Here is a 25,646-nt window from a genome sequence, read left to right on the forward strand (position 1 = left end):
ATTGTTTATCAGAGATACCTTACGAAGATTTACGGTCCTAGTATTTATTCTTTTAACTAATGATATGGTCTGATTTTCACTGTTAGTTATAGAAACCATAATACCAGTAGGAGTAACAAAGCTTTCAGTAAGGGGTATGCCATAGGATTTGCATATCATAATAATTGTTTGCTCAACTCTATAGGTTTCTCCGCCATTTTCTAAGATTATTTTACCAGCTTCAGCAGCTACATGAATGATGTCATCAATATGCATTGGTTCTCCTTTCAGTATAGGATATTTACTAATTTATTTATGATATAAAATAATAAAAATAGCACTATTAGTATATACCATAAATCTTGAAAAGTATTATTTGTTAGAAAATTAAGTTATTTAATCTATTTGGGTTGATAAAAATTGCAATAAATTTTATAATGTAAGTGCAACATGAAATTATTAGTAAATTAGTAATTCATAAAATGAGAGGATGGGTATGAATATGAAAGATTACTTAAAAAACAGTGATTTAGCAATTTATGATATCATTAAAGAAGAAAATACAAGGCAAGAGGATCATATTGAGCTAATTGCATCCGAAAATTTCGTTAGCGAAGCCGTAATGGAAGCTAATGGGTCAATATTAACTAATAAATATGCAGAAGGCTACCCTGGTAAAAGGTATTATGGCGGTTGTGAGATAGTTGATAAGGCCGAAAATTTAGCCAGAGATAGAATAAAAGAACTTTTTGGAGCAGAACATGCTAATGTACAACCCCATTCAGGTTCACAAGCTAATATGGCGGTTTATTTTTCCGCTTTGAAACCAGGTGATACAATATTAGGTATGAATTTGAGCCATGGTGGGCACTTAACTCATGGAAGTAAAGTGAATTTTTCAGGGATATTATATAACGTTATTCCTTATGGAGTTAATTTAGAAACGGAGACTATAGATTATGATGAAGTGCGAGCACTAGCTAAAAAACATAATCCTAAAATGATAGTTGTTGGAGCAAGTGCATATCCAAGAGCTATAGACTTTGTAGCTTTTAGAGAAATTTGTGATGAAGTAGGAGCATTAATGTTTGTAGATATGGCTCATATAGCAGGACTTGTTGCAACAGGAGCACATCAGTCACCAGTTCCATATGCTGATTTTGTTACTACAACTACCCATAAGACACTAAGAGGACCTAGAGGTGGAGTAATTTTATGTAAAGAAAAATATGCAAAACAAATAGATAAATCCATTTTTCCAGGTATGCAAGGTGGACCATTAATGCATACTATTGCAGCTAAAGCTGTTTGCTTTGGAGAAGCACTTAAGCCAGAATTTAAAGATTACATTGATCAAGTAGTAAAAAATGCAAAGGTTTTAGGAGAAGAACTCCTAAAATATGATTTCAAGTTAGTATCCGGAGGAACAGATAACCATCTGTTACTTATAGAACTAACAAACAAAAACATAACGGGTAAAGAAGCTGAAAAGCTATTAGACCTTGTAGGTATTACTGTAAACAAAAACACTGTACCAAATGAAACATTAAGTCCATTTGTTACAAGTGGGATAAGAATCGGTTCACCTGCTATAACTACCAGAGGATTTAAAGAAGCAGAAATGAAAATCATAGCTGAGCTTATGAATGAAACTATAGAAAATAGAGAGGGCGATTTAGAAGTAATTAGAAAAAAAGTAGTTAAGTTATGTAGTAAGTTTCCATTATATTAGAAAAAGATAAATATTATATTAAGTGCATCTGCTTCGTCAGGTGCTTTTTTAATATAATTCCACATAGTAATATTGACTATTTATCCTTGATTAGGTTTATTTGTTGTACTTATTTTAAAGATTTGCAAGTAGAGATGGTCAAACTTATAGGGCTGAAATTCAAATCCATTGTTTTATATTTTTCTGATATGTAAAATATTGTAGATGTTTTTAGACTGTAATAAGGATTCGCGTTATTACAGTCTTTTTTGTTGTGATATATATAAATTTAGTGGATTAGGTTAAATAAAACTAAAAGAAGAAAAATATATTATGAGGGGGATACATTTATGAAAAATAAAATAAGCAATGAGTTAATGAAAATACTAAACATATTTCAAGAGGCTTATATACAAAGAAATACAAAGGGAATAGATAATTTCATGAATTCGTTATTTGATAAAAATGAAAATATAATTATTATTGGCACCGGTGCTCATGAGTTATGCGTAGGTTATGAGGAGGTTAAAGATATATTTTTAGGTGACTTTGAGTATTGGGGTGATTTAAGAATTAACGCTGATGATGCTACTATAATACCACTTGGAAACACTGCTCTAATTTATACTTCAGGTACAGTTAAATATTCTTTTGATAGTAAAAGTGAGACTTATACACGTTTTTTAGGTTATATTAAAGAGTATTTTGATGGAGTTTCTCTTAATAGTAAAAAATCTAACAATGTGAAATTAACTGAAATCAATTGGACTTTATCTCATTTATTAAATCAGAGAAATAATCTTGAAAGAAATTATTTGTGGGATTTACGCGTTTCTTTCATACTGATAAAAAAAGAAACAAGATGGATTATAAAGCAAATGCAATTTTCACTACCAGTAGTTGAGCATATGCCAGATATAAGAATTGATAATAGTAGCAACCATAATCTAAATAATTTTAATAATGAAGCAAAAAAAATGAAGGAGTATTCTATTAACAATACCCACAGATATAACGATGAGATAGTATTGCTCATAAAAGATTTTAATAAGCAATACTTGGATGGTAATATTGCTATTAATAAAATAGCAAACAAATATTTTGCTATAAATAATCCGTTAATTATTAACACAGATAAAGCTATCTTTAATAATCAAAAGGAAATTATGAAACTAATTGAAAATCATAGAGCATGCTATGATGAAATGACATTAGACTATAAAAACTGTTTGATTAATTCCAATGAAGATGTGGTTTGGGTAGCTTCTCACGGTACCATGAAAAAAACAATTTCTGAAAGCAGTTCATTTTTAAATACTATAAACACGATTGAAAATATATTCACAACAGATTTAGATGATAAGGATAAACTTTTTAACATAAGAAGAAAAATTGCCGGCACTTTCAAGGAAAATGCTAAAGGTGAAGAATATATTTGGCCATTTAGGTTTGAAGCAGTAATTATTAGAGAAAAAGAAAATTGGGTATTTAAATATCTTCAATTTTCACTTTCTTTTGATTGGAGTCTTGAAGGTAAGACAGATGCTTCTATCTTAGAAAAGAACATTTAAACCGATGTGAGGTTAATACGAGAAGGGATATATTATAAGCTTATAATATATCCCTTCTCGTATGTTATATTATGCTAAGTGTTTTAATGCATTGCTTATATGGAATGAGTACTTTAAAGAAGCATATATATATAAGTATGGGTAGATAGCAGCAGGGTACAGGGAAATGAAATCCTTTTGTGCTTAAATGTTCCACAAAAAAACGTTAAACCATGTTAAAATAAGATTAAATCAATAGAAGTAGGTAAAGATTAAAGAAAGAGAGGCTAAAACAAAGAAAATGAGAAAATTATTACTAGCACTAACACTAACATTAATAACTCTGTTAATTGTCTGTGATAATAAGACAGTGGTTAATAGTAAACTTCCTAGGGAAGATAAACAAGAAGAACTAAATGTCATAGAAAATAAAGAAGATAATTCAGTTGATGTTAAAATATATGAACAAACCAAAGTAAAAACCCCTAAAAAAGTCATTGTAATCGACCCAGGTCATGCTAAAGGTGGCAATAGAGGCATGGAAAAAAATTCACCATACTCAAAGGTTTTAAAAGTAAAGGATCCAGGTGGGGCAGCTGGAGTGTCAACGAGGTTAAATGAATACGAAGTTAACATGTTGGTTGCGAAGAAGCTTAAGGTTTTACTTGATAAAGATGGATTTAATGTGATAATGACAAAAAACAGTAACGAAGAGAATCCAGGCAATATTAATAGAGAAAAATTGGAAATGACAACAATGCAAATATTGTTTTAAGAATCCACTGTGATTCTAATGATATTGCTAGTGCACAGGGTGCAAGTATTTTAGTGCCAGAACCTGTTGGCTATGCAGGAAATATTTATAAAGTTAGTCAAAAGTATGGAGAAATTATTTTGAATAATTTTGTGAGTACAACTGGAGCTAAGAACCGAGGTATATCAAAGAGAGAGGATTTGACTGGCTTTAATTGGTCTAAGGTACCGGTTGTTTTGATTGAGATGGGATTTATGTCTAACCTAGAAGAAGATATTTTACTTGCAAGTGATGAATATCAGAATAAGTTAGCTAAAGGGTTGCAAAATGGAATAAAAGAGATTTTTTCACAGTAAGATTAAGAAATAGGCTTGCAATTTTTTATGAGTAACTATATAATAGAAAAGAATTGCAAATGCAATTGACTTGCATTTGATTAAGGGGTGGATTTAAAATTAAGAATATAATTACTAAAATGATAACAATTATACTCGTATGTGTAGTAGGTCTAACCGCATGTACTTCCAAAAAAAATAGCAATTCTTCATATGGAGCAGAAGAACGCGATAAAAAAATATTTACAGTTGTAGCATCGCTATATCCTATGTATATATTTACATTGAATGTGGCTAAGGATGTTCCAAATGTAAAAGTAATTAGTATGACAAAACCAATGGCAGGTTGCCTTCATGATTATATAATTACTATTAATGACATGAAAACATTAGATAGTGCACAGGTGTTTGTAACTAATGGTGCAGGCTTGGAATCATACATGGATAAGGTAACACAGCAAATGCCGAATCTTAAAGTAATTGAATCTAGCAAAGGAATAGAGCTTATTAAAAGTGAAGGCGATGAGGGAGATAATCCACATGTATGGGTAAGTATTTCTAACGCTATAACTCAAGTAAAAAATATTGGAGAGCAGTTAGCTACTTTAGACCCTAATAATGCACAAAAATATAAATCGAATACAGACATATATATTAAGAAACTTGAGATTGAAAGAGAAAAAATGCACAAATCATTGGATGCTATTGTGAATCGTGATATTATTACTTTCCACGAGGCGTTTCCATATTTTGCTAATGAATTTAATTTTAACATAGTAGGAGTTATCGAACGTGAACCTGGTTCTCGGCCAAGTGCAAAAGAACTACAAGAAAGCATTGAGCAGGTGAAGAAACTAAAAGTAAAAGCACTGTTTGCAGAACCACAATACCCTGCAAAATCTGCAGAGACGATAGCAACAGAAACTGATACAAAAGTTTATACCCTTGATCCAGCTGTTACAGGACCTATGGATGAAGACGCATATATTAACATTATGGAAAGTAATTTAAAAGTATTGGAAGAGGCCTTAAAATGATAAATAGTAATAAAATTACAACTAGTAATAGAATGACAAATGGTAATAAAATTCGAAGCATAAATTGTAATAAATGTAGCTATGGGTTATGCTGTACAAAAATACAGGATTTTGGTGTTACTATTGGAAAAGCAGAAATACTAAAAGACATTAATCTCCACATTCATTGTGGAGATTTGACTGCTATAATAGGTGCAAATGGCGCTGGAAAGAGTACATTAATAAAAGCATTACTAGGGGGAATACCCCATTCAGGTCATATTACGTTTGTAGATGGGAACAAAAAGCTTGTACGTAAACTTAAAATGGGATATGTGCCTCAGAAACTAGATTTCGATTATAGTTCACCAGTAAGTGTTTTGGATATGTTTTCAGCTACATTAAGTAGTAGACCTGTTTGGGTTTCTATTTCAAAAAACACAAGAAAAAAAGCTCTAGAAAGTTTATCGCTAGTTGATGGGGAATACCTTATAGACAAGCGTTTAGGGGTATTATCTGGTGGAGAATTGCAAAGAGTGCTTTTAGCATTAGCTCTTCAGCCTATACCAGATATACTATTATTAGACGAGCCAGTATCAGGAATTGATCAAAATGGTCTAAAATTATTTTATAAAACTGTATCAAATTTAAGAAAAGATTATGATTTATCTATTATTTTAGTTTCTCATGATCTACCTTTAGTATCAAAATACGCTGATCGTATTGCATTTATCAATAATAAAACCATTGAATGCTGTGGAACCACAGAGGAAGTATTTAGCAATGAGAAAGTAATTGATGTGTTTGGTGTAGATTGGAATAAAGTCTTGATAAACAAAAATGAAGAGGATGATGATTAATGTCTTTATGGTATAATCTAATAGATTTTTTACTCCCATTTGAGTGGGCTCATTATGTGTTTATGAAGAATGCATTATTAGGGGTTTTATTGGTTACTCCTATGTTCGGGCTACTTGGTACTATGGTTGTAAATAATAAAATGGCTTTTTTTTCAGATGCCTTAGGACACTCAGCTCTCACTGGAATAGCCATTGGGGTAATTTTAGGTGTGAAAAATCCAATATGGTCTATGCTAGCATTTTCACTCATGCTTGCAGTAGTAATAATTAAGGTTAAAAATGTAAATACTTCATCAACAGATACCATAATTGGTGTTTTTGCATCTACAGCAGTTGCTCTGGGTGTTGTAATATTATCATTCAGGGGGGGGTTTACAAAATATTCTGTTTATCTTATAGGTGATTTATTAAGTATTAGTTTAATTGATTTGTTAATACTTCCAATTATATTTATAATTGTAATTATTATTTGGGCAATTGCCTTCAATAAGATTCTTTTAGCAAGTGTAAATCAATTGTTGGCAAGAAGTAGAGGAATTAATGTTGAATTTTATGAGTACTTATTTACAATTACTGTTGCGGTTATTGTAACAATATCTATTCAATGGGTAGGAGTTTTAATAATAAGTTCTATGTTAGTTTTGCCAGCGGCAGCTGCAAGAAATATTTCTAGCAATATAAGGCAATATCATATATATTCTATAGCAATTGCACTTATTTCAGGTGTATCAGGACTTATTTTATCCTATTTTTTGGGGTCTGCCTCAGGTGCTACGATGGTATTAATTTCTTCATTATTTTTTGGAATTACATTTTTTATGAAACTAAAAATTTATTCATAATAGAGTGATTTTAAAAAATATAATGTTATGTTAGTTAAGAATTTCTAATATATAAGATATTAGAAAAAAAAATTTATATAAATTATGGAATTAGAGGCGAAACAACCTCTAATTTTTTTATATTTATGAAACCAATATAAATATATTTAGAATCAAAGATAACTAACAGGGTATAATAAACATTAAAATAAACACATTTAGGAGATGATTTAATGTCACATATAGAGGATGCAATTGAAAGAATAAAAGAGCTTGAATGTCCCACCGGAAAGGTAGAAAATAGAATTGCTGGAATACTAGAAGATTATGGAATTGCATATAGAAGTGAAGTAGAAGTGGAGAAATATGAAGGTGAAAAGATAAATGGAGTAGAGGGATTCTGTGTAAAGATACCAGGGGACAAGAAGCAATCTATAATAGTTTTTGCAAACTCTGGAACCGATGATTATGTAGCCAAGGTAACGGATGCTTATATAAAGTAGTTATTAAGTGACTCTAATGGTTTTTAGGTCTGAAATTACTAATCTGTTTTGTTTATATATATGACAATAACATTAACGCAAATAAAACCCAGTAAATGAAGTTCATTTACTGGGTTTTATTTACGTTCTTTTTCAAAAATGGATTTACTTATGTTGCATTTCTTCAATTCCTTGCAATATATATTATAAAGACTGGACTGCTACTTCTAGTAGGTAAAATTATTTCTATTGTATAATTTATAGGTAAAACAGTAATTTATAATTGAATAAGTTAATATAATACATAATAACTCTGAGGTGGTTTTTGTGTATAACAAAAATATGATATTGCTTTATTATATGAAATGTAGGAGGAATTGATATGAAAATAATTGATATAAAAATAGGACGAATATCTGTACCTCTTAGCACACCATTTAAAACTGCGGTAAGAACAGTTTTTAGTGTAGAGGATATTATAGTAGAAATACATACGGATACAGGGAATATAGGTTTTGGAGAAGCACCACCAACAGGAGTAATAACTGGTGATACCGCAGGAGGTATAATAGGAGCTATAGAAGATCATATAAAGAAAAGTATGATAGGCATGAAAATAGAAGATTTTGAAGAGATAATATTGAAACTTGAAAGTTGTGTTCTGAGAAATACAAGTGCAAAAGCGGCAGTAGATATGGCACTATATGACTTATATGGACAGTTATATGGCGCACCCTTATACAAGCTACTAGGTGGATATAGAAAAGAAATAGTAACGGATATAACAATAAGTGTGAATGACCCTGAAGAAATGGCAAAGGATAGTTTAGAGGCTATAAAAAGAGGGTACAATACTTTGAAAATAAAAGTTGGTAAAGATTCAGTTCGCGATATGGAAAGAATGAAATCAATAAGGCAAGCTGTGGGTTATAATGTTAATCTTAGAATTGATGCAAATCAAGGATGGAAGCCGAAGGAAGCTGTAAATATATTAAGAAAAATGGAGGATGCAGGTCTGCAAATAGAGTTTGTAGAACAACCAGTCTCAGCACATGATATAGATGGATTAAAATTTGTAACAGATAATATATATATACCGGTTTTGGCAGATGAAAGTGTATTTTCTCCTATGGATGCTCTAAATATTTTACAGAGGAGAGCAGCAGATTTTTTAAATATAAAACTTATGAAAACGGGGGGGATATATAACGCTCTTAAAATATGTTTTTTAGCAGAAATGTATGGAGTTCAGTGCATGATAGGTTGTATGCTAGAAGCAAAGGTAAGTGTAACAGCGGCTGTTCATTTAGCTTGTGCAAAGAGTATTATAACTAAAATCGATTTAGATGGTCCTGTTCTATATAAATATGATCCCATAAATGGGGGGGCAATCTTTAATGAATCTAAAATAATGCTTACAGATGATCCGGGGCTGGGTATAAAGTCTATAAACTATTCGAAAACTCCAGTTTCTAGTTTTTACTAAATTAAGTACTAATTTTGATTTTTATATTAGGCTATCTTAGATGATTGCAAGGTAACCTTTTAGAATTTTATATCATAAAATAGACTGTTATGGTAAAACTATACAACAAAATGATTATGTAAGAAATACTTAATTTAATTCAAAATTATCAATAATCAAGATTTTTTAATAAAGTATCCAATCTAGTTAATAATAAAAAAAATATGAATGGAGGTCAATAGTATGAAAAAAGAAAATACATTTAATTCTGCTAAAAAGACTTTAAGGACAACAAAAGAAAAAGTTATAAAGTCAACTGAAGAAACAGCAGAATCAGCAAGGAAAATAGCTTCTGATGTTGTTACAAAGGGAAATATGCAGAAGACTTTGGATGCGCTAAAAAACACTGCTAAAAATGTTAAAGCAAAAGCTACTAAAGCAACAACCACTGCAAAAAAACGAACAGTTAAAAAAAATGATGTTGCATTCTACGTTCAATATCAGGGAAAAGAATTTTGTAAACAAACGATACTAGATAAAGTTAATGAAGAATGGGCAAAATCTCATAAACTTTCAGAAATTAAAACTGTAGAAGTATATTTAAAAGTTGAAGAAGATACAGCATATTGCCTTATAAATGGAAAAATCAATATAAATCTTAAATTATTTTAATAAAAATATAATAGAAGGCTTATGGCCTTCTATTATATTACAAATTTTTTCTGTATTAATTTTTTGATGTTAATATTAATATTTGGTAATATATTTAAGTCCATGGTAAGTATTAATAGGGAAAATGTATTATAATAGTATAAATGAATTTAATAATGTTATTAAAATCTAAAAAAGAAAGGAATGAGAAATATGAGAAGTGATTCAGTAAAAAAAGGTATTCAGCAGGCACCACATAGATCTCTACTTAATGCGCTTGGCATGACAGAGGAAGAAGCTAAAAGACCACTAATAGGTATTGTCAGCTCTTTTAATGAGATTGTACCAGGGCACATGAACTTAGATAAAATAGTGGAGGCTGTAAAGCTTGGTGTTGCGATGGCTGGGGGAACTCCTATAGTATTTCCAGCCATAGCAGTATGCGACGGTATTGCAATGGGACATCAGGGGATGAAATATTCGCTTGCAACTAGAGAATTAATTGCAGACTCTACAGAAGCAATGGCAATGGCACATGCTTTTGATGCACTCGTAATGGTACCAAACTGTGATAAAAATGTACCGGGTCTCTTGATGGCGGCTGCAAGAGTTAATATTCCAACAATTTTTGTAAGTGGTGGACCAATGCTAGCAGGAAAAATAGATGGAAAGAAGACAAGCCTATCTTCAGTGTTTGAAGCAGTGGGCGCATACTCAGCATGCAAGATGTCATTGGAAGAAGTACAAGAGTATGAGATGAAAGCATGCCCAACTTGTGGATCGTGTTCGGGTATGTACACGGCTAATAGTATGAACTGCCTAACAGAAGCTTTGGGAATGGGACTTAAAGGTAACGGAACCATACCGGCTGTATACTCAGCAAGATTAAGGCTAGCAAAACATGCCGGAATGCAGATCATGGATCTACTAAAAAAAGATATTAAGCCTAGGGACATTATGACAAATGATGCATTTATGAACGCACTTACCATAGATATGGCACTAGGTTGTAGCACAAACAGTATGCTACATTTACCAGCGATCGCTCACGAAGTAGGAATAAGACTTAATCTTGATATAGCAAACGAAATCAGCGCAAAAACGCCAAACCTTTGTCACCTAGCACCAGCTGGAAACTCCTACATGGAAGATCTTGATGAAGCAGGAGGTGTATATGCTGTTATGAATGAGCTTGACAAAAAAGGATTACTAATAACAGACATTATCACATGCACAGGGAAAACAGTATCACAAAATATTGTTGGTTGTATAAACACGAATAACGATATTATTAGACCCATTGAAAATCCATACAGTGAGACAGGTGGAATAGCAGTTCTCAAAGGCAATTTAGCACCAGACTCTTGTGTTGTAAAACGATCTGCGGTTGTACCAGAGATGTTGAAGCATAAAGGACCAGCAAGAGTGTTTGAATGCGAAGAGGATGCAAATGTAGCAATTACGGGCGGTAAGATTGTAGCAGGAGATGTAGTAGTAATAAGATATGAAGGTCCTAAGGGTGGTCCAGGAATGAGAGAAATGCTTAATCCAACCTCTGCTATCATAGGTATGGGTTTAGGTAGCGCAGTTGCACTTATAACAGATGGACGATTTAGTGGTGCATCAAGAGGCGCGGCAATAGGCCATGTTTCCCCTGAAGCTGCGGTAGGAGGAAACATTGCATTAGTTGAAGAGGGAGATATAATTGAAATAGATATTATGGCAAACACAATAAACTTTAACGTATCAGAAGAAGAACTGACAACTAGAAGAGCAAGTTGGAAACCAAGGAAACCCAAAATTACCACTGGATATCTAGCACGTTATGCAGCATTAGTGACATCGGGTAATAGAGGAGCAGTATTAGAAATACCTGGAGCATAAGCCTTAGAAGATACCCTGAAATAAGAGGAAAGTCACAGGACATCTATGTAAACTAAAGGATATAATAAAGGCAAAACTTTATTTTCAATTTAATACCATTTGATTTCTATATACATGGACAAGTATTTGTGGTAAAATTGTCACAATCGTACGATTATTACAAATAATTAGTTCGACAAATAGCATGTCTAAAATAGATGGGCTGTTTTGTTTCTATTTTAACTTTAGGAGGAAAAATATTATGGGAAATATGATGAAAAAATGGAATGGAATGAGTCTTGTAAAACGAATAATTATTGGTTTAATTGTAGGTATTATTTTAGCTATAACGATTCCAGAACAAGCAAAACCAATCGTCATCTTTGGTTCTTTATTTGTAGGTGCGCTGAAAGCGATTGCACCTATATTGGTATTCTTCTTGGTAATGTCAGCTATCGCTCAACATAGGAGTGGTCATCAAACCAATATGAAATCAATTATAGGCCTTTACCTTTTAGGAACATTCTTAGCTGGTTTTGTAGCAGTTGCTGCAAGCTTTATGTTCCCAGTAACATTAACACTTACTGCGGGAGCTGAAAATTTGACACCACCAGGTGGCGTAGTAGAGGTTCTTAAAGCATTACTGTTAAATGTTGTTGATAACCCAGTGAAAGCACTTTTTAATGCCAATTATATCGGCATATTGTCTTGGGCATTACTTCTTGGATTTGCTTTAAAAAATGCTCCTGATACTACAAAAACAATGATTAATAATTTCTCAGATGCAATAACCCAAATGGTTAGATGGGTAATTAATTTTGCACCACTAGGTATCATGGGTCTCGTTTTTGATGCCATTGCTACAAACGGAGTTTCGGCATTACTTAGCTATGGAAGATTACTTGGAGTTCTGCTTGGTGTCATGGTCTTTATGGCTCTTGTTGTCAATCCAATCATTGTATACGTAAATATTCGTAAAAATCCATACCCACTTGTATTTATGTGTTTAAGAGAGAGTGGAATTACAGCTTTCTTTACACGTAGCTCAGCTGCAAATATTCCTGTAAATATGAGTTTGTGTGAAAAACTTGGGTTAGATAAGGACACGTATTCTGTATCCATCCCACTAGGTGCTACTATTAATATGGCAGGGGCAGCTGTTACCATTACTGTCTTGACTCTTGCCGCGGTTACTACGTTGGGTATTGAGGTAGATATGGCTACAGCATTAATTCTAAGTATACTAGCAGCTGTTAGTGCTTGCGGTGCATCTGGAGTGGCTGGCGGTTCGCTATTACTAATTCCTCTAGCGGCTAGCTTATTCGGAATTCCAAATGATATTGCTATGAAGGTAGTTGGTGTAGGTTTTATAGTAGGCGTTCTACAAGACTCCTTCGAAACGGCTCTTAATTCATCAACAGATGCGCTTTTCACAGCAACAGCTGAATTTGCAAAGATGCGTAAAGAAGGAAAGGAAATTATTATTAATACTAAAAAATAAGTCTAGATGTTTTTACATTAATAGAGGCCCCTATCACAGTTTTTAATTTGTGATGGGGGCTTTTACTAATTTAAAACAGATAATGTCAACTATTATTATAATAATGGTATTATACAAATTAAAGAGAGAATTTTTAAAAAGAGATGTATGGATAATATCTATGATCTTTCATATTAATAAGCTGTGTTGAAGAAACACATTCGTGGAATCTATGATTCAATACTTTCCAATTTATGTTTTCAATAAAGGTAGAAATATATTTTCTTTTATCTGTTCCAAAATCCATAAAATATGCATGTTCATAAACATCCATGATTAATATTGGACAGGAAAGCCAAACGGCACCATTATCATGTGAATCGCTTCCTATTATGTGCAATTTATTATCAAGTAAATCAAGGGTAAGAACTACCCAACCCCTCATGGATAACCCTACATTTGTAATGTAACTTATAAAGTTATCGTAAGAAGAAAACTGATTTACTATAGCATTCAATATGGGACCATAAGGAATATTATTTCCTCCTACTATGTTTTCAAAATAAAGATTGTGAAGTTTTACACCATTAAGTGAATATGTTTCTCCTAGCTTTAAACTACGCATTCTAGACATAGTGGCGTTACTATCAATATAATCCGCAGGATTATATTGAGTATTCCAAATTTCATTTAAAATCTTTACGTACCCAGAATATAATTTGTAATGTTCATGGAGCTGTTTCGTAGAAATACCTTTGACTGTATCAAAATCAAAAGTTTCTGGTTTTAAATTGTACATTAAATCACCTCTATAAATTTATTATATTATAATACACTGTATGTAATATAATGCAATGCGTGTGCTTTTTAGGTTGTTAACACATTATGTGATATGTGAGTTATGAATTTTGACATCAAACTTTATATCCACTATAATTTGTATTATAGTATTTTTGTCCATAGCAATGAAGATAGTTTTGAAGTACAGGATAACTAGTTATTATATGTTATAATTAAGTAAAAATAATGTGTGTATATTACAATACACGAGATATTTACAGGGGTGGTATATAAAATGTCCAAAAGGAATATAAAAATATTTATTTTAGTAATATTAACCATTATAGCAATATTAATAGCAGCATTTATGCTTGGCGTTTTTACAAAAGGGGAAAGTGCAACTAAAACTTTTGACACTTATAAAAATAGTTGGGTAGAGAAAGATTACCAAAGAATGTATAGCATGCTTTCAAGCAAAACTAAGGAAAGAATAAAACAAGATGATTTTGTTAAGAAATATACTGATATTTACGGTGGAATAGAGGCTGAGAGCATCTCAATAAAACTTAATAATGAAGATGAAATTGTGGAAGGAAAGGAAAAGACAATTAGCATACCATTTTCTATATCCATGAAAACAGCTGTAGGTCAATTAGATCAGCCTGGTTATGTAGCAAATGTGGTGAAGGAAAAAGTTGACGGTGAAAACAAGTGGACGATAGCCTGGGATGAAAAAATGATATTCCCTAGTATGCAAGTAGGAGATAAGGTCAAGATAGTATCCGATGTTGCTATACGCGGAGAAATTTATGACAGGAATGGGGATCCTCTTGCGGAAAACAAAATAATTTCTACCCTGGGATTAAATCCTATAGATTTTGTTATAGATAAAGATAATAATATATTACAATTAGCTAAAATTCTTGATATTGACGCATCAATCATAGAAGCTAAACTAGAAGGTAATGATGAATCTACTCAATTCATACCAATCATTAACATAGTAAAAGGTAAAAAAACATCTGATGCTAATGAACTTAAAGGTGTGATTTTTAAAGAATTTACTGGAAGAATATATGCAGGTAAGGAAGCCTTTGGATCACTTATAGGGTACATAAGACCAATACAGGCTGACGAACTAGAGGAAATGTCAGGGCAAGGGTATAATTCATATAGTCGAATTGGCGCAGATGGTCTGGAAAAGGTTTATGAAAAAAGACTTAGGGGTGAAAATGGAGGAAGAATATACATAACGGACGAGAACGATTCTCTAAAAGCAGAAGTTATAAAAAAAGAATCTAAAGCTGGAGAAAATATAACACTGTCAGTAGATTTAGCTCTTCAGAATAAAATATATGAAGCAATGAATAAAGAAGCAGGAGCTAGTGCAGCAATAAATCCTAAGACCGGAGAAGTATTGGCTTTAGTTAGTTCCCCATCATATGATTCGAATGCATATACCACTTATAAATCTAATACCACAAAAACAAAATGGAAGAAGCTTCAAGATATTGGTGCTGACCCATTTCATAATAGATTTATACAGACATATTCGCCGGGATCTACATTTAAATTGATAACGACTGCCATTGGATTAGAGCAAGGTAAGATAGACCCAAGTAAACTTATAGAAATAGACGGTCTAGATTGGCAAAAGGATAAATCTTGGGGAGGTTATACAATTACTAGGGTTTCCAATCGTGCGGAAGTCAATTTAGCGGATGCATTGGTATATTCAGATAACATATACTTTGCAAAGACTGCCCTAGGAATTGGTAAAGAGGAATTCATAAAAGGAAGCAGTAAGTTTGGAATAGGAGAAGAGATTCCAATGGATTTTTACATTCGAAAATCACAAATTGCTAATGATAGCAAGATTGAAACTGAAATAGCATTGGCAGATACAGGATATGGTCAGGGACAGGTCCTTATGAGTCCTCTCCACCTTGCGTTATCATACAGTGCAGTTGTTAACGAGGGGAATATTATGTCGCCAACTCTAGAAACATTTAATGAAAAGATAACTTCGAAGGTTTGGAAAGAAAATGTTATGGCTAAGGAGAATGTAAATATCATAAAAAATGATCTGATTTCAGTAATAGATAAAACAGGTGGTACAGGTAATGGAGCAAAAATATCAGGGATAACTCTTGCTGGTAAAACTGGAACCGCAGAGGTAAACAAGAGTAGCAAAGATGAAAAAGGACAAAAAAATGGATGGTTTATATGTATGGATACAGAAAAACCTGAAATAGTAATATCAATGTTAATAGAGGGTGCGGGAAGTCATTATGTGGTACCTATTGTTAAAGAGGTAATGGAATATTACTTAAAGAAATAACCCAAATAACACGATATTTAAAAATGCTCTAGCAGAGATGCTAGAGCATTTAATATATAAAGAATTTTTACTCATTGTTTATATTTATTAGTTCTATTTTATAATTTCCATCAGGAGCTTCTACCTCTACAATATCACCTATTGTTTTTCCAAACAAAACGCGTCCTATTGGCGATTCAATACTAAATTTGCCACCCGGTATATCCACTTGTAATGTTGTTACAAGTTTAATTTCTTCAATATCATCAAGTCCTTCAAATTTTATCAGTAATTTATCTCCAATATTTGCACCTTTAGTATTAATGATAACATCATCTATAACTTCGGCAGATCTAATCATCTTAATTAAATAACCCATTCTTCTATAGTTGTCATACATGCTTGATTTTGCGGCTTTATATTCTGCATTTTCACTTCTGTCGCCGTGAGCTGCAGCTACCATTTTTTCATGGGCGATTTCCATTGTCAAAGGCCCTTTACGATAATCAAATTCTTTTTGAAGTTGTTCAACGTCTTTTTTAGTAAGCTTATTGTTAATTTTATCACCTTCTTTTATTATTTTGAAAATTCATTTTGCAAATATGATGCTATATATTTAGTTTAAAGTACTCTTCATCTAGAACAATTATTATACCATTAAAGTTAAGGGATTTAAATTTTGTTAATATGATTATATTGTAAAAGTAACATTTTTGAAGTTTAGCTCGTAAGTTATTATACAAAGATTAAATAGAGGAAGGAGCTACTATGTATAATAGTTATTTTAGAGGTAATGTTATATGCCCCATTATTGTATCTTATGCAAGTGGAGATGTAAACGGTGATGGAATACTTGATAATGTTTATTTGACAGGCATCAAGACATCGGATAGCCCACTTACTGAAAATATCACACTTAGAATACAAAGTGGAAGTACAGGTAGGTTTACTAGCATAACACTTTGTGCTAACGCTGGATATAACCCTACACTGTTTTTGGGGGATTTTACAGGGAATACTGTAGATGATATATTAATAAGTATTGCGACAGGTGGTAGTGGAGGAACAATGTACTACTACATTTATTCGTTCCTTAACAATAAAATACAGTTAATGTTTGATTTTAATTTATTTAACGAAAGGTATCAATACGATGTTAGTTTTAAAGACAACTATAAGGTTGACGTTATTAGTGTGAACAATAATAAAAAATACATTATAGACATATCCAATAAAGATGCTGATTATTTAAATGAAATATACGACGACAACGGAAAATTAAAAATTCCGATAGAGGGATTTGTAAATCCGCTAAGTGGTTTATATCCTGTAGATTTTGACTCGAATAAAGTGTTTTCCCTACTTGCGTATCAGAAAATAGCTGGAAGGTACAATGCAGATGCGTTAGGTTATATTATGAATACTTTAGAATGGAGAGATAACATATTTATTTTGGATAACCAAAATGTAGCTATTTTGGGCTCAGAGAAATAGAATAGCTAAAGGACTGCCACTAAAGGGTAGTCCTTTATTATTGTTATAAAAACGCTAATAGTATAAGTAGGGATTAATATATTATAAATTAGGGAATAATTCTAGTAAATAAACGCAAATAATTATAGGGATTAAAAGTATAATATCACGGTGGTGTTATTATGCAAGGAGGTAAAAAAATGAATGGAAATTACAATTTGTATTCTTCTAATCACGCCGCAAAAGCGGAAAGGGTTATAAACAATCAGGTTGAAGAATTAAAAACTGATATCTCAAATTTAATATTTGAAAGGGAAAAAATATCTAATGGTCCTAATGAGGTAGAATTCACAGAAAACAGAATGGTCGATATTAATTATAAAATAAATAAGCTGAAATCTCAGTTAGAAAGATTAACAAAAGAAGAGGAAAGCTAATAGAAGGTTTATTTAAATAATCTAACAAAAATATATCATTTACATAAGCTAAAAAAACCAATTCAAGTGTCCTCTTGTAAAAAAGAGGATACTTTATTAATTTATAGATGATTAATTGTATTTAGAGTGTTAGAATTAGTTGATTTGATATATAATAATTCTATTGTATAGATAATATTTTTAAAATAAATTGTAAGGCGTGATGAAATGGAAGAGTTAAAGAAAGCGATTGATGAAATTGTACAACAAGACATTATAAAATTAGTTATTAGTAATAAAATAAGTAAGGATATAAAGTACAATAAAATAAACTTTATACTGAAAGAAGATGCTTCAAAACAATATTATCAAATAGAGAAATGTACTGATAAGCAAATATTTCATGAAAATATTGATGTGGCTATGATAGGGGAAAAACTTTTAGAATATGTATCATCAAATTATAAACAAATTGATGCTTGGTCAGATATAACAACATTTGATTTAAAAATCTCAAAAAAAGGTAAAGTTCATTTAGGAAAGAAGAAAAGTGATAATACAAAGCTATCAAATAAAGGACATAATAAAGAAAAAAATTATATTCTTAAAGAGGGTATGATAATAGAACCACTTATAGATTTGGGTATTTTTACAAAAGAGGGTAAGGTTATCAATTCAAAATATGATAAATACAAGCAAATCAACAGGTTTGTTGAAGTTATTGATGATGAGATTAAAAATAATGATTTTTCGGAGCTCACCATATTAGATTTTGGGTGTGGAAAATCTTATTTAACATTTATATTATATTATTACTTTGTAGAAATTAAAAAGATTAATGTGAAAATGATAGGACTGGACCTTAAGGAAGATGTAATCAACAACTGTAATGATATAGCTAAAAGATATAAATATGAGAACCTGCATTTTGAGTTAGGAGATATAAATGGATTTAAGTATAACAATAAAGTTGATATGGTAATAACATTACATGCCTGTGATACAGCTACTGATTTTGCATTATATAATGCAATAAAGTGGAATAGTAAGATGATCTTCTCTGTTCCTTGCTGTCAACATGAAATTAATAGTCAAATAAAAGCAGAGTCATTATCAATAATAACCAAATATGGAATAATACAAGAAAGAGTCTCAGCCCTTATGACAGATGCAATAAGAGCAAATCTTTTAGAGTGTTCTGGTTATAAAACACAGCTTTTAGAATTTATAGATATATCACATTCACCTAAGAATTTATTGATTAGGGCTTCAAAAGCTAACATATCCAAAGAAAAAAAGGAAAAAGCACTAGCTGAAGTTAATATTTTAATTGATGAATTTAATTTAAAACCCACATTATTCAATTTATTAAAAAAGGATAATTTAATTTAACTTAACATATATTATGAAGGGATTTGAAATATGTTTTATTTATTTTTAGCTATATTATGTAGCTCATCTATTGCTCTTATTTTTAAGTATAGTGAAGGCAATCAAATGAACAGATATGCGGTTACAAGTGCAAATTATTTTACTGCTTTAACTATAGGACTCCTAATGATTATAGTTAAACCTCCACTTAAAATTAACTTTTCCTTAGCAAATTTTACTGCTGAGTTCATTAATGTTTTATCACAAAACAATGTAGTTTTTTCTAAAGATGCCAGTTTTATTTGGGCGATCTTACTTGGTATACTGGGGGGCGTTTTTTTCTTTTTGTCATTCCTTTATTATCAAAAAAGTGTAAAGGAAAATGGCGCATCTCTTTCTGGAACATTTGGCAAGCTTGGTATTTTAGTGCCTATGATATTTTCTATTATATTCTGGAAGGAGATACCTAAAGCTATTCAATGGGTAGGAATATTTATAGCTTTATTTTCAATAATTTTTGCCAATATATCACATGATGAGAATAAAAGTACAAGCATAAATTTAACACTTATTTTATTGTTTCTATTTGGAGGTATGGCAGAATTTCAAAACAAGTTATTTCAGAAATATGCTTTAATAGAATATAAAGACATATTTTTATTTGTTATATTTATTACAGCATTTCTATTCAGTTTATACTTCGTTATAAAATCAGATAAGATAGTAATGAAAAGAGATTTACTCATGGGAATGTTGGTGGGGATACCGAATCTATTTTCTTCTTATTTTCTTATAATGGCTCTAAATTCTATAGCAACATCCATAGCTTTTCCTGTGTACAGTGCAGGAAGTATAATATTTATAAGTATAGGAGAAGTAGTCTTATACAAAGAAAAATTATCTAAAAAAAATCAAATAGCGATAGTTCTTGTTATTATAGCATTGATATTAATTAATTTAGGACAATACTAAAGTGGATACATATTAAACTTGTGATATAATCACAGTATTAACGATTAAATAAAAGGGGGACTGAATGTGAAATTTGTTACTTACGAATATAAAAATGAAACTTCAGCAGGAATACTTTTAGGAAATAAAATAGTTCCGATTAAGGAGGCTATGAAAAGACTTAATCTACCTGATATTAATGGGCTACAAGAGTTTATAGAAATTGCAGATGACAAGGTAATAACAATGTTAGAAAGTGAAGTGAATATAAATAATGATTTTATCTTAGAGTTATCACAGGTAAAACTTGTGGCGCCAATTCCTTACCCTAAGAGAAATGTATTTTGTATAGGAAAAAATTATGAGGAACATGCAAAGGAAATTAAGATAACTCAGATTTCAGATAATTTCATACCAGAAAATCCAATATACTTCACTAAGGTTGCTAGTCCAGCTATAGCAACTGGAGATAAAATTTGTTTTTCAAAAGAAGTTACGACGCAGGTGGATTATGAAGCTGAGCTTGCAGTTATTATAGGAAAGGAAGGGACAAACATAAAGCAAGAGGATGCGGAGAAGTATATATTTGGGTATACTGTTGCAAATGATGTTTCAGCAAGGGACCTTCAAGCAAAGCACAAGCAATGGTTTAAAGCTAAAAGCTTGGACACCTTTTGTCCTATGGGTCCTATAATAGTTCATAAAAATGATATTGTTTTCCCTGTAGAGTTAAACATACAGTGCAAAGTTAATGGTGAACTTAGACAAAACTCCAACACTAGAAATATGATTTTTGATATTGCTTATATTATAAGCGATTTGTCTAAAGGATTTACACTCAAGCCTGGCGATATAATTTGTACAGGTACACCGGCTGGTGTTGGAATGGGATTCCTACCACCTAAAGTATTAAAAGATGGCGATGTAGTTGAATGTTATGTGGAGAATATAGGCTCAATTGTAAATGAAGTTTACAACAAAAACTAAAAGAAATCCAAGCAAAAGAAGAACGGATGCCTAGTAGGGCGTCCGTTCTTCTTAAAAGTAATTATTCGTTAAATCTATTTTATTATAAATCCTTGTTTTTCTAAAAATTCTTTCATATGAGGTCTTTGAGGGCCCTTCATTTGATTAGCAATTTGATTTGTCCATGTGTCTAATCTTTTACCTTTAGTTCTTCTTTCATAATAATCTTTAATGTGAATATCATATTCTTCTATTTTCTCAGCATCACCATTTGTATTATACTCATCTGTTTTAAATATCACGTCTAGTGGTAATCTTTCTTTTTTCTCTGGATTATGATTAGGATAACCTAGGCACATTCCAAATACAGGGTATACGCCATGTGGCAAGTGTAAAATCTCGCTAATTTGTGATGGGTTATTTCTTACTCCACCTATGTACACTCCACCTAGGCCTAATGATTCAGCAGCAATTAAAGCATTTTGGGCGGCAAGAGCAGCATCCACAGTTGCTACAACAAAAGTCTCAGTAAATCCTTCTGCCATATCTACATTATTAGTTTCACAACATGTTTTAGTACGATTTAAATCGGCACAGAAAACTAAAAATAAAGGACACTGTTCAATATAACTTTGTTCTCCTGAAAGATAGGCTATTTTTTTTCGATTATCAATATCTTTTACACTTATAATTGTATAAGCTTGAATATAGCTAGAAGTTGCAGCACTTTGTGCAGATTCTATAATTGCTTTTAGTTTTTCATCTTCTATAGGTTGATCTTTATATTTTCTTATAGATTTATGAGACTTTAATAAATTAATAGTTGCATTCATATTAATTACCACCTTAATTGGAATTTTATTTTGTGTTTGTTTGAGTTGCTATCGATATCATTAGATTTAATAGCATTTACTTATGTGAACAATATACCACAAACTAATGAAAATAAAAAGTTAAACTGCGTGCATTAATAATGTACTTAAAAGTCGTTCTAGAGAAGAGATGAAAGGAATACAGTGTATGATAGGATCAAATGATACATCAAAACATTTGTAGAATCTCATGGGTACGATGAAGGGGTGATATGTAATGAATAAATCAAAAGTATTAAGAAGAGGAGATACAATAGGGCTTGTTGCACCTTCTAGCGCATTAAGGCAGGTAGATGAACTTGAAAAGTCAATTAAAGCACTTAAGGCGCAGGGATTTAAACTTGTAATAGGAAAAAGCTGTGGTGAAACATATGGATATCTATCTGGTAGTGATGAGGCACGTGCAAGAGACATAAATACAATGTTTGAGGATAGTAATATTGATGCAGTTTTCTGTTTAAGAGGCGGATATGGGGCCCCAAGGATTCTTGATAGGTTAGATTATAATATGATTAGTAAAAATCCTAAAATTTTTATGGGATATAGTGATATAACTGCAATTCATATAGTGTTAAATCAAATATGTGATTTAATTACCTTTCATGGACCTATGGTTGCTACAGATATGGTAGATAATTTCAATGAGTTTTCAAAAGAGAGTTATTTTGATGCAATAACTAATATTAATCCATTAGGACAGATGAAAAATCCTGTAGGTATTGAAATTAAATCATTGGTACCCGGAAAGGCCAGCGGTAAAATAGTAGGTGGAAATTTATCATTAATTGCAGCAACTATAGGGACTCCTTATGAAATAGATACAAAGGGTAAAATTCTTTTTTTAGAAGACGTAGATGAATTTACGTATTGTGTAGATAGGATGCTTACACAACTTAGACTTGCGGGAAAGTTTAAGGATTGCGTGGGTATAATTTTAGGTGATTTTAAAAATTGTATACCTAAATACGAGGATTTTAATTATACTTTGATGCAGGTATTTAATGATATTATAGTGATAGCTAAAAAACCTACTATATATAATTTTATGGCAGGGCATTGTACTTCTAAAATTACAATACCTCTTGGGGCAAAAGCATTGTTAGATGCTGATAATTCTAGCCTTACAATTACAGAGAGTTCTTTAATATAAGTTATATAACTTATAGAATTATTTATATGATGTGGAGAGTTCTAAGACTTATTAAGGGGTTAATGACCAGTCAAGGAGTAAAAGCAATAGCAATAACTCTTATATAGGAGTATTTGCTATTGCCTTTACTCCTTGACTGATTAATGGATAAAATTTATGGAAGTTGGATTCTTATATTTTGTAATATGTTTATGAATTATTGGTGTATCTTCAATCAAGGTGCACCAGATTGTAAGGTGTTTTCTGGTATACATAGTAGTTTAACCAATTAGAAAATAGCAGATTAGAATGGCCCCTCCATTTTACAATAGGTGGTTTTGATGGGTCGTCATTCGGAAAATAGTTGTCTGGAACATTTATGTTTAAACCTTTTGCTATGTCCCTTTCATATTCAGTTTTTAACGTTAATGGATCATACTCTGAGTGGCCAGTTACAAAAATCTGACGTCCTTTTTTTGCTGATACAATGTAAACTCCTGATTTTTTTGATTGGGATAAGATTTGTAACTCTTTTATCTTATCAATATCAAGCTTTCTTATTTCAGTATACCTTGATTGCGGAACATAAAATTCATCGTCAAATCCACTCAAAAGTCTAACGTTTTGTTTTGTTATTTCATGTTTAAATACCCCAAATATCTTACTATCCAGTTTATGTTTTTCAAGTCCATAATGATAATGAAGTCCTGCTTGAGCACCCCAACAAATGTGCAAGGTTGAGTATACATTATGTCTACTCCATTCCATTATTCTTTTAAGTTCACCCCAATAATCTACTTCTTCAAAAGGGACGCTTTCAATTGGAGCTCCTGTTATTATCATTCCATCGAATTTAGAATCCTTTATTTCATCGAAAGTATTATAAAATTTAATCAGATGTTCTTCTGATATATTTTTACATACATGGGTTTCAGGGTGCATAAGCACAATATCTATCTGCAGCGGAGAGTTTCCAAGAAGCCTCAGAATTTGTGTTTCAGTTTCAATTTTTGTGGGCATAAGGTTTAAAATTATAATTTTCAAAGGTCGAATATCCTGATGAAAAGCTCGGTCTTCTGTAATAGTAAATATATTTTCTTTGTTTAAAATCTTAAATGCCGGTAGGTTGTCAGGTATTTTTATTGGCATTGTAACCCTCCTTATATCAAGTTTACATGATAAATTAATTGTAATATTACTATATTGTCTAATAATTGTCAACACAGGGTTGCATTAGGTAATATTACATGGTAGGCTCCATTGCAAATCAATAAATCTTTAAGCGTATGACAAAATTGATAATTAAAGTAAAATTCAGAAAATTTCAAAAAAAGAATTATTTATATTGACAAATTGCGTTAACGAACATATAATGATAGTCAATAGAATAAATAAAGCTATGATGGAGAGAAAAATATCACTGTTTAACTACAGAGAGCCAATGTTTGATGAGAGTTGGTGTTGAAGCTGGTATATAATGATCACTCCTGAGCTGCTGAGTTGAACTTGAAATGATTATAATTACGAGTTGCAAATTTTTATTGCATAATTAATTATATCGACTGCAGAGTTTTACATTAAGTAAACAAAGACGGATGCTCCCGATATAGAGCTATGGTTACAGAAAATCATTCTAATGTTTTCTTGACCAAAAACAAGGAGGTAATTTATAATAATAAATTACGAACTAGGGTGGTACCACGAATCTTTCGTCCCTATAAACATAGTTGATATGTGTTTATAGGAATGGAAGATTTTTTATTTGTCCAAAAAAGGAGGAATTAAAATGTATAAAACTATAAGTGTTAAGGTAGAGAATGGTATAGATGCTTTAGTGAGAGTTACCAATATTTTGAGAAGAAAAGAATTTCAGATAAGAGGTCTCGTTATGACAGAAGGTGAAAGTAGGGAGTACTCAAATGTGATGATTACAATAGAAGAAGGTTCTAATTTAGGTATAGAACAGGCAATGATGCAACTTAGAAAAATAATAAATGTGCATGAAATTAAAGAATTGAAGAATGCTGAATAGTTTGAAAATAGAAACAATAAAAGAGCGGCATATTTTATTTAATTTATTTGGAGTGGGTCGTGGAGCTGAAGAACAAATATAAAATATTAAAAAAGCACATTGAGAGCATTCGTAATGTGCTTTTTTAGTGTGCCAGGCATGGCAATTAACTAGGTGGTGAAAGTCCACTGTGGGGGTCTGTAGTTACCAACCACTAGCTGAAGACAAGGTATCCACCGTGAGGTGTGAGCTGGAGGAAGTCATAGGCAAAGTTCCGACCCAAGGAATACGAACATTTTCAGGCAAACTATTTGTGGATGAGTCTGCTAAACAAGACAAAGTCCAATAACTACATAGACAAGTAGGTGTAAAGAATGTGGGTTCATGGAA

General features: G+C 31.5%; 26 protein-coding genes and 1 other annotated feature. Of the genes, 21 read left to right on the forward strand and 5 right to left on the reverse strand.

Features of this window, described 5'->3' with window-relative positions; all coding sequences use genetic code 11:
- Window positions 1-255 (reverse strand): threonine/serine exporter family protein (locus ACJAX4_RS09660; protein WP_435789251.1); only part of this gene is annotated, 255 nt, incomplete at its 3' end.
- Between the two features lie 226 nt (window positions 256-481).
- Between ACJAX4_RS09660 and glyA the strand changes: the two genes are divergently transcribed.
- The 12 genes from glyA (at window position 482) to sstT (ending at window position 12,988) form a co-directional block, all read left to right on the forward strand.
- Window positions 482-1,711 carry a serine hydroxymethyltransferase gene (gene glyA / locus ACJAX4_RS09665; RefSeq protein ID WP_435789252.1) on the forward strand — a complete coding sequence of 410 codons (1,230 nt, stop codon included), beginning with the start codon at window positions 482-484 and terminating at the stop codon, window positions 1,709-1,711.
- 329 nt (window positions 1,712-2,040) lie between these two features.
- On the forward strand, window positions 2,041-3,261 hold the full coding sequence (locus tag ACJAX4_RS09670) for a nuclear transport factor 2 family protein (protein WP_435789253.1): 1,221 nt from the start codon (window positions 2,041-2,043) through the stop codon (window positions 3,259-3,261).
- 280 nt (window positions 3,262-3,541) lie between these two features.
- Window positions 3,542-4,015 carry an N-acetylmuramoyl-L-alanine amidase gene (locus tag ACJAX4_RS09675; protein WP_435789254.1) on the forward strand — a complete coding sequence of 158 codons (474 nt, stop codon included), beginning with the start codon at window positions 3,542-3,544 and terminating at the stop codon, window positions 4,013-4,015.
- A 23-nt stretch (window positions 4,016-4,038) separates the two neighbouring features.
- A complete protein-coding gene (locus tag ACJAX4_RS09680) occupies window positions 4,039-4,350 on the forward strand; it encodes an N-acetylmuramoyl-L-alanine amidase (RefSeq protein ID WP_435789274.1) in 312 nt (103 codons plus the stop codon).
- A gap of 119 nt (window positions 4,351-4,469) precedes the next feature.
- Window positions 4,470-5,366: a metal ABC transporter substrate-binding protein gene (locus tag ACJAX4_RS09685; RefSeq protein ID WP_435789255.1), complete on the forward strand. Its 897-nt coding sequence runs from the start codon at window positions 4,470-4,472 to the stop codon at window positions 5,364-5,366.
- Window positions 5,367-5,398: 32 nt separating this feature from the next.
- Window positions 5,399-6,205, forward strand: coding sequence for a metal ABC transporter ATP-binding protein (locus ACJAX4_RS09690; RefSeq protein WP_435789275.1), 807 nt, complete (start codon window positions 5,399-5,401; stop codon window positions 6,203-6,205).
- Complete coding sequence (locus ACJAX4_RS09695; RefSeq protein WP_435789256.1) at window positions 6,205-7,047, forward strand: metal ABC transporter permease; 843 nt, start codon at window positions 6,205-6,207, stop codon at window positions 7,045-7,047. Before ACJAX4_RS09690 ends, ACJAX4_RS09695 begins: the two co-directional genes overlap by 1 nt.
- A gap of 212 nt (window positions 7,048-7,259) precedes the next feature.
- Window positions 7,260-7,529: a hypothetical protein gene (locus tag ACJAX4_RS09700; protein WP_435789257.1), complete on the forward strand. Its 270-nt coding sequence runs from the start codon at window positions 7,260-7,262 to the stop codon at window positions 7,527-7,529.
- Between the two features lie 361 nt (window positions 7,530-7,890).
- Complete coding sequence (locus ACJAX4_RS09705) at window positions 7,891-8,994, forward strand: dipeptide epimerase (RefSeq protein ID WP_435789258.1); 1,104 nt, start codon at window positions 7,891-7,893, stop codon at window positions 8,992-8,994.
- Between the two features lie 222 nt (window positions 8,995-9,216).
- On the forward strand, window positions 9,217-9,645 hold the full coding sequence (locus ACJAX4_RS09710; protein ID WP_435789259.1) for a DUF6465 family protein: 429 nt from the start codon (window positions 9,217-9,219) through the stop codon (window positions 9,643-9,645).
- 192 nt (window positions 9,646-9,837) lie between these two features.
- The gene (gene ilvD / locus ACJAX4_RS09715; RefSeq protein WP_435789260.1) at window positions 9,838-11,508 is read left to right on the forward strand and encodes a dihydroxy-acid dehydratase; all 1,671 of its coding nucleotides are present in this window, start codon (window positions 9,838-9,840) and stop codon (window positions 11,506-11,508) included.
- 241 nt (window positions 11,509-11,749) lie between these two features.
- Window positions 11,750-12,988, forward strand: coding sequence for a serine/threonine transporter SstT (gene sstT, locus ACJAX4_RS09720; RefSeq protein WP_435789261.1), 1,239 nt, complete (start codon window positions 11,750-11,752; stop codon window positions 12,986-12,988).
- Window positions 12,989-13,121: 133 nt separating this feature from the next.
- Here sstT and ACJAX4_RS09725 read toward each other — a convergent pair whose 3' ends face one another.
- Window positions 13,122-13,766, reverse strand: coding sequence for a superoxide dismutase (locus tag ACJAX4_RS09725; RefSeq protein ID WP_435789262.1), 645 nt, complete (start codon window positions 13,764-13,766; stop codon window positions 13,122-13,124).
- Window positions 13,767-14,042: 276 nt separating this feature from the next.
- On the opposite strand from ACJAX4_RS09725, the gene ACJAX4_RS09730 reads away from it, so the two are divergent.
- Window positions 14,043-16,088 carry a penicillin-binding transpeptidase domain-containing protein gene (locus tag ACJAX4_RS09730; protein ID WP_435789263.1) on the forward strand — a complete coding sequence of 682 codons (2,046 nt, stop codon included), beginning with the start codon at window positions 14,043-14,045 and terminating at the stop codon, window positions 16,086-16,088.
- A 67-nt stretch (window positions 16,089-16,155) separates the two neighbouring features.
- Here ACJAX4_RS09730 and ACJAX4_RS09735 read toward each other — a convergent pair whose 3' ends face one another.
- Window positions 16,156-16,656, reverse strand: coding sequence for a GreA/GreB family elongation factor (locus tag ACJAX4_RS09735; protein WP_435789276.1), 501 nt, complete (start codon window positions 16,654-16,656; stop codon window positions 16,156-16,158).
- A gap of 179 nt (window positions 16,657-16,835) precedes the next feature.
- On the opposite strand from ACJAX4_RS09735, the gene ACJAX4_RS09740 reads away from it, so the two are divergent.
- The 5 genes from ACJAX4_RS09740 to ACJAX4_RS09760 all read left to right on the forward strand — a co-directional run bounded on the left by ACJAX4_RS09740 (window position 16,836) and on the right by ACJAX4_RS09760 (window position 21,265).
- Window positions 16,836-17,561: a VCBS repeat-containing protein gene (locus ACJAX4_RS09740; protein WP_435789264.1), complete on the forward strand. Its 726-nt coding sequence runs from the start codon at window positions 16,836-16,838 to the stop codon at window positions 17,559-17,561.
- A 179-nt stretch (window positions 17,562-17,740) separates the two neighbouring features.
- Window positions 17,741-17,977 carry a hypothetical protein gene (locus tag ACJAX4_RS09745; protein WP_435789265.1) on the forward strand — a complete coding sequence of 79 codons (237 nt, stop codon included), beginning with the start codon at window positions 17,741-17,743 and terminating at the stop codon, window positions 17,975-17,977.
- 207 nt (window positions 17,978-18,184) lie between these two features.
- On the forward strand, window positions 18,185-19,348 hold the full coding sequence (locus ACJAX4_RS09750; RefSeq protein WP_435789266.1) for a class I SAM-dependent methyltransferase: 1,164 nt from the start codon (window positions 18,185-18,187) through the stop codon (window positions 19,346-19,348).
- A gap of 30 nt (window positions 19,349-19,378) precedes the next feature.
- A complete protein-coding gene (locus tag ACJAX4_RS09755) occupies window positions 19,379-20,299 on the forward strand; it encodes an SMR family transporter (RefSeq protein ID WP_435789267.1) in 921 nt (306 codons plus the stop codon).
- A gap of 66 nt (window positions 20,300-20,365) precedes the next feature.
- A complete protein-coding gene (locus ACJAX4_RS09760) occupies window positions 20,366-21,265 on the forward strand; it encodes a fumarylacetoacetate hydrolase family protein (protein ID WP_435789268.1) in 900 nt (299 codons plus the stop codon).
- Window positions 21,266-21,339: 74 nt separating this feature from the next.
- On the opposite strand, the gene nfsA is transcribed toward ACJAX4_RS09760, so the two are convergent.
- A complete protein-coding gene (gene nfsA / locus ACJAX4_RS09765) occupies window positions 21,340-22,077 on the reverse strand; it encodes an oxygen-insensitive NADPH nitroreductase (RefSeq protein ID WP_435789269.1) in 738 nt (245 codons plus the stop codon).
- Between the two features lie 256 nt (window positions 22,078-22,333).
- Here nfsA and ACJAX4_RS09770 point away from each other — a divergent pair, with 256 nt between their 5' ends.
- Window positions 22,334-23,266, forward strand: a complete 933-nt coding sequence (locus ACJAX4_RS09770) for a S66 peptidase family protein (protein WP_435789270.1) — start codon at window positions 22,334-22,336, stop codon at window positions 23,264-23,266.
- 210 nt (window positions 23,267-23,476) lie between these two features.
- Here ACJAX4_RS09770 and metA read toward each other — a convergent pair whose 3' ends face one another.
- Window positions 23,477-24,394, reverse strand: coding sequence for a homoserine O-acetyltransferase MetA (metA, locus tag ACJAX4_RS09775; protein ID WP_435789271.1), 918 nt, complete (start codon window positions 24,392-24,394; stop codon window positions 23,477-23,479).
- A 241-nt stretch (window positions 24,395-24,635) separates the two neighbouring features.
- Window positions 24,636-24,965, forward strand: a binding site (T-box leader).
- Between the two features lie 66 nt (window positions 24,966-25,031).
- Here metA and ACJAX4_RS09780 point away from each other — a divergent pair.
- Together ACJAX4_RS09780 and ACJAX4_RS09785 are read left to right on the forward strand one after the other, a co-directional pair.
- Window positions 25,032-25,277, forward strand: a complete 246-nt coding sequence (locus ACJAX4_RS09780) for an ACT domain-containing protein (protein ID WP_435789272.1) — start codon at window positions 25,032-25,034, stop codon at window positions 25,275-25,277.
- 169 nt (window positions 25,278-25,446) lie between these two features.
- Window positions 25,447-25,605 carry a hypothetical protein gene (locus ACJAX4_RS09785; RefSeq protein ID WP_435789273.1) on the forward strand — a complete coding sequence of 53 codons (159 nt, stop codon included), beginning with the start codon at window positions 25,447-25,449 and terminating at the stop codon, window positions 25,603-25,605.
- Window positions 25,606-25,646: the final 41 nt, after the last annotated feature.

Source organism: Clostridium sp. (assembly GCF_051278035.1).
GTDB lineage: Bacteria > Bacillota > Clostridia > Clostridiales > Clostridiaceae > Clostridium_AD.

Bases quoted from the DNA above. Each gene is read 5' to 3' on its own strand.
- ACJAX4_RS09700 (WP_435789257.1), top strand. From the start codon at position 7,260: ATGTCACATATAGAGGATGCAATTGAAAGAATAAAAGAGCTTGAATGT.
- ACJAX4_RS09690 (WP_435789275.1), top strand. From the start codon at position 5,399: ATGACAAATGGTAATAAAATTCGAAGCATAAATTGTAATAAATGTAGC.
- ACJAX4_RS09755 (WP_435789267.1), top strand. From the start codon at position 19,379: ATGTTTTATTTATTTTTAGCTATATTATGTAGCTCATCTATTGCTCTT.
- metA (WP_435789271.1), bottom strand. From the start codon at position 24,394: ATGCCAATAAAAATACCTGACAACCTACCGGCATTTAAGATTTTAAAC.
- nfsA (WP_435789269.1), bottom strand. From the start codon at position 22,077: ATGAATGCAACTATTAATTTATTAAAGTCTCATAAATCTATAAGAAAA.
- ACJAX4_RS09685 (WP_435789255.1), top strand. From the start codon at position 4,470: ATGATAACAATTATACTCGTATGTGTAGTAGGTCTAACCGCATGTACT.
- ACJAX4_RS09710 (WP_435789259.1), top strand. From the start codon at position 9,217: ATGAAAAAAGAAAATACATTTAATTCTGCTAAAAAGACTTTAAGGACA.
- ilvD (WP_435789260.1), top strand. From the start codon at position 9,838: ATGAGAAGTGATTCAGTAAAAAAAGGTATTCAGCAGGCACCACATAGA.
- ACJAX4_RS09780 (WP_435789272.1), top strand. From the start codon at position 25,032: ATGTATAAAACTATAAGTGTTAAGGTAGAGAATGGTATAGATGCTTTA.
- ACJAX4_RS09695 (WP_435789256.1), top strand. From the start codon at position 6,205: ATGTCTTTATGGTATAATCTAATAGATTTTTTACTCCCATTTGAGTGG.
- glyA (WP_435789252.1), top strand. From the start codon at position 482: ATGAAAGATTACTTAAAAAACAGTGATTTAGCAATTTATGATATCATT.
- ACJAX4_RS09675 (WP_435789254.1), top strand. From the start codon at position 3,542: ATGAGAAAATTATTACTAGCACTAACACTAACATTAATAACTCTGTTA.
- ACJAX4_RS09770 (WP_435789270.1), top strand. From the start codon at position 22,334: ATGAATAAATCAAAAGTATTAAGAAGAGGAGATACAATAGGGCTTGTT.
- ACJAX4_RS09745 (WP_435789265.1), top strand. From the start codon at position 17,741: ATGAATGGAAATTACAATTTGTATTCTTCTAATCACGCCGCAAAAGCG.
- ACJAX4_RS09750 (WP_435789266.1), top strand. From the start codon at position 18,185: ATGGAAGAGTTAAAGAAAGCGATTGATGAAATTGTACAACAAGACATT.
- ACJAX4_RS09730 (WP_435789263.1), top strand. From the start codon at position 14,043: ATGTCCAAAAGGAATATAAAAATATTTATTTTAGTAATATTAACCATT.
- sstT (WP_435789261.1), top strand. From the start codon at position 11,750: ATGGGAAATATGATGAAAAAATGGAATGGAATGAGTCTTGTAAAACGA.
- ACJAX4_RS09705 (WP_435789258.1), top strand. From the start codon at position 7,891: ATGAAAATAATTGATATAAAAATAGGACGAATATCTGTACCTCTTAGC.
- ACJAX4_RS09670 (WP_435789253.1), top strand. From the start codon at position 2,041: ATGAAAAATAAAATAAGCAATGAGTTAATGAAAATACTAAACATATTT.
- ACJAX4_RS09740 (WP_435789264.1), top strand. From the start codon at position 16,836: ATGTATAATAGTTATTTTAGAGGTAATGTTATATGCCCCATTATTGTA.
- ACJAX4_RS09725 (WP_435789262.1), bottom strand. From the start codon at position 13,766: ATGTACAATTTAAAACCAGAAACTTTTGATTTTGATACAGTCAAAGGT.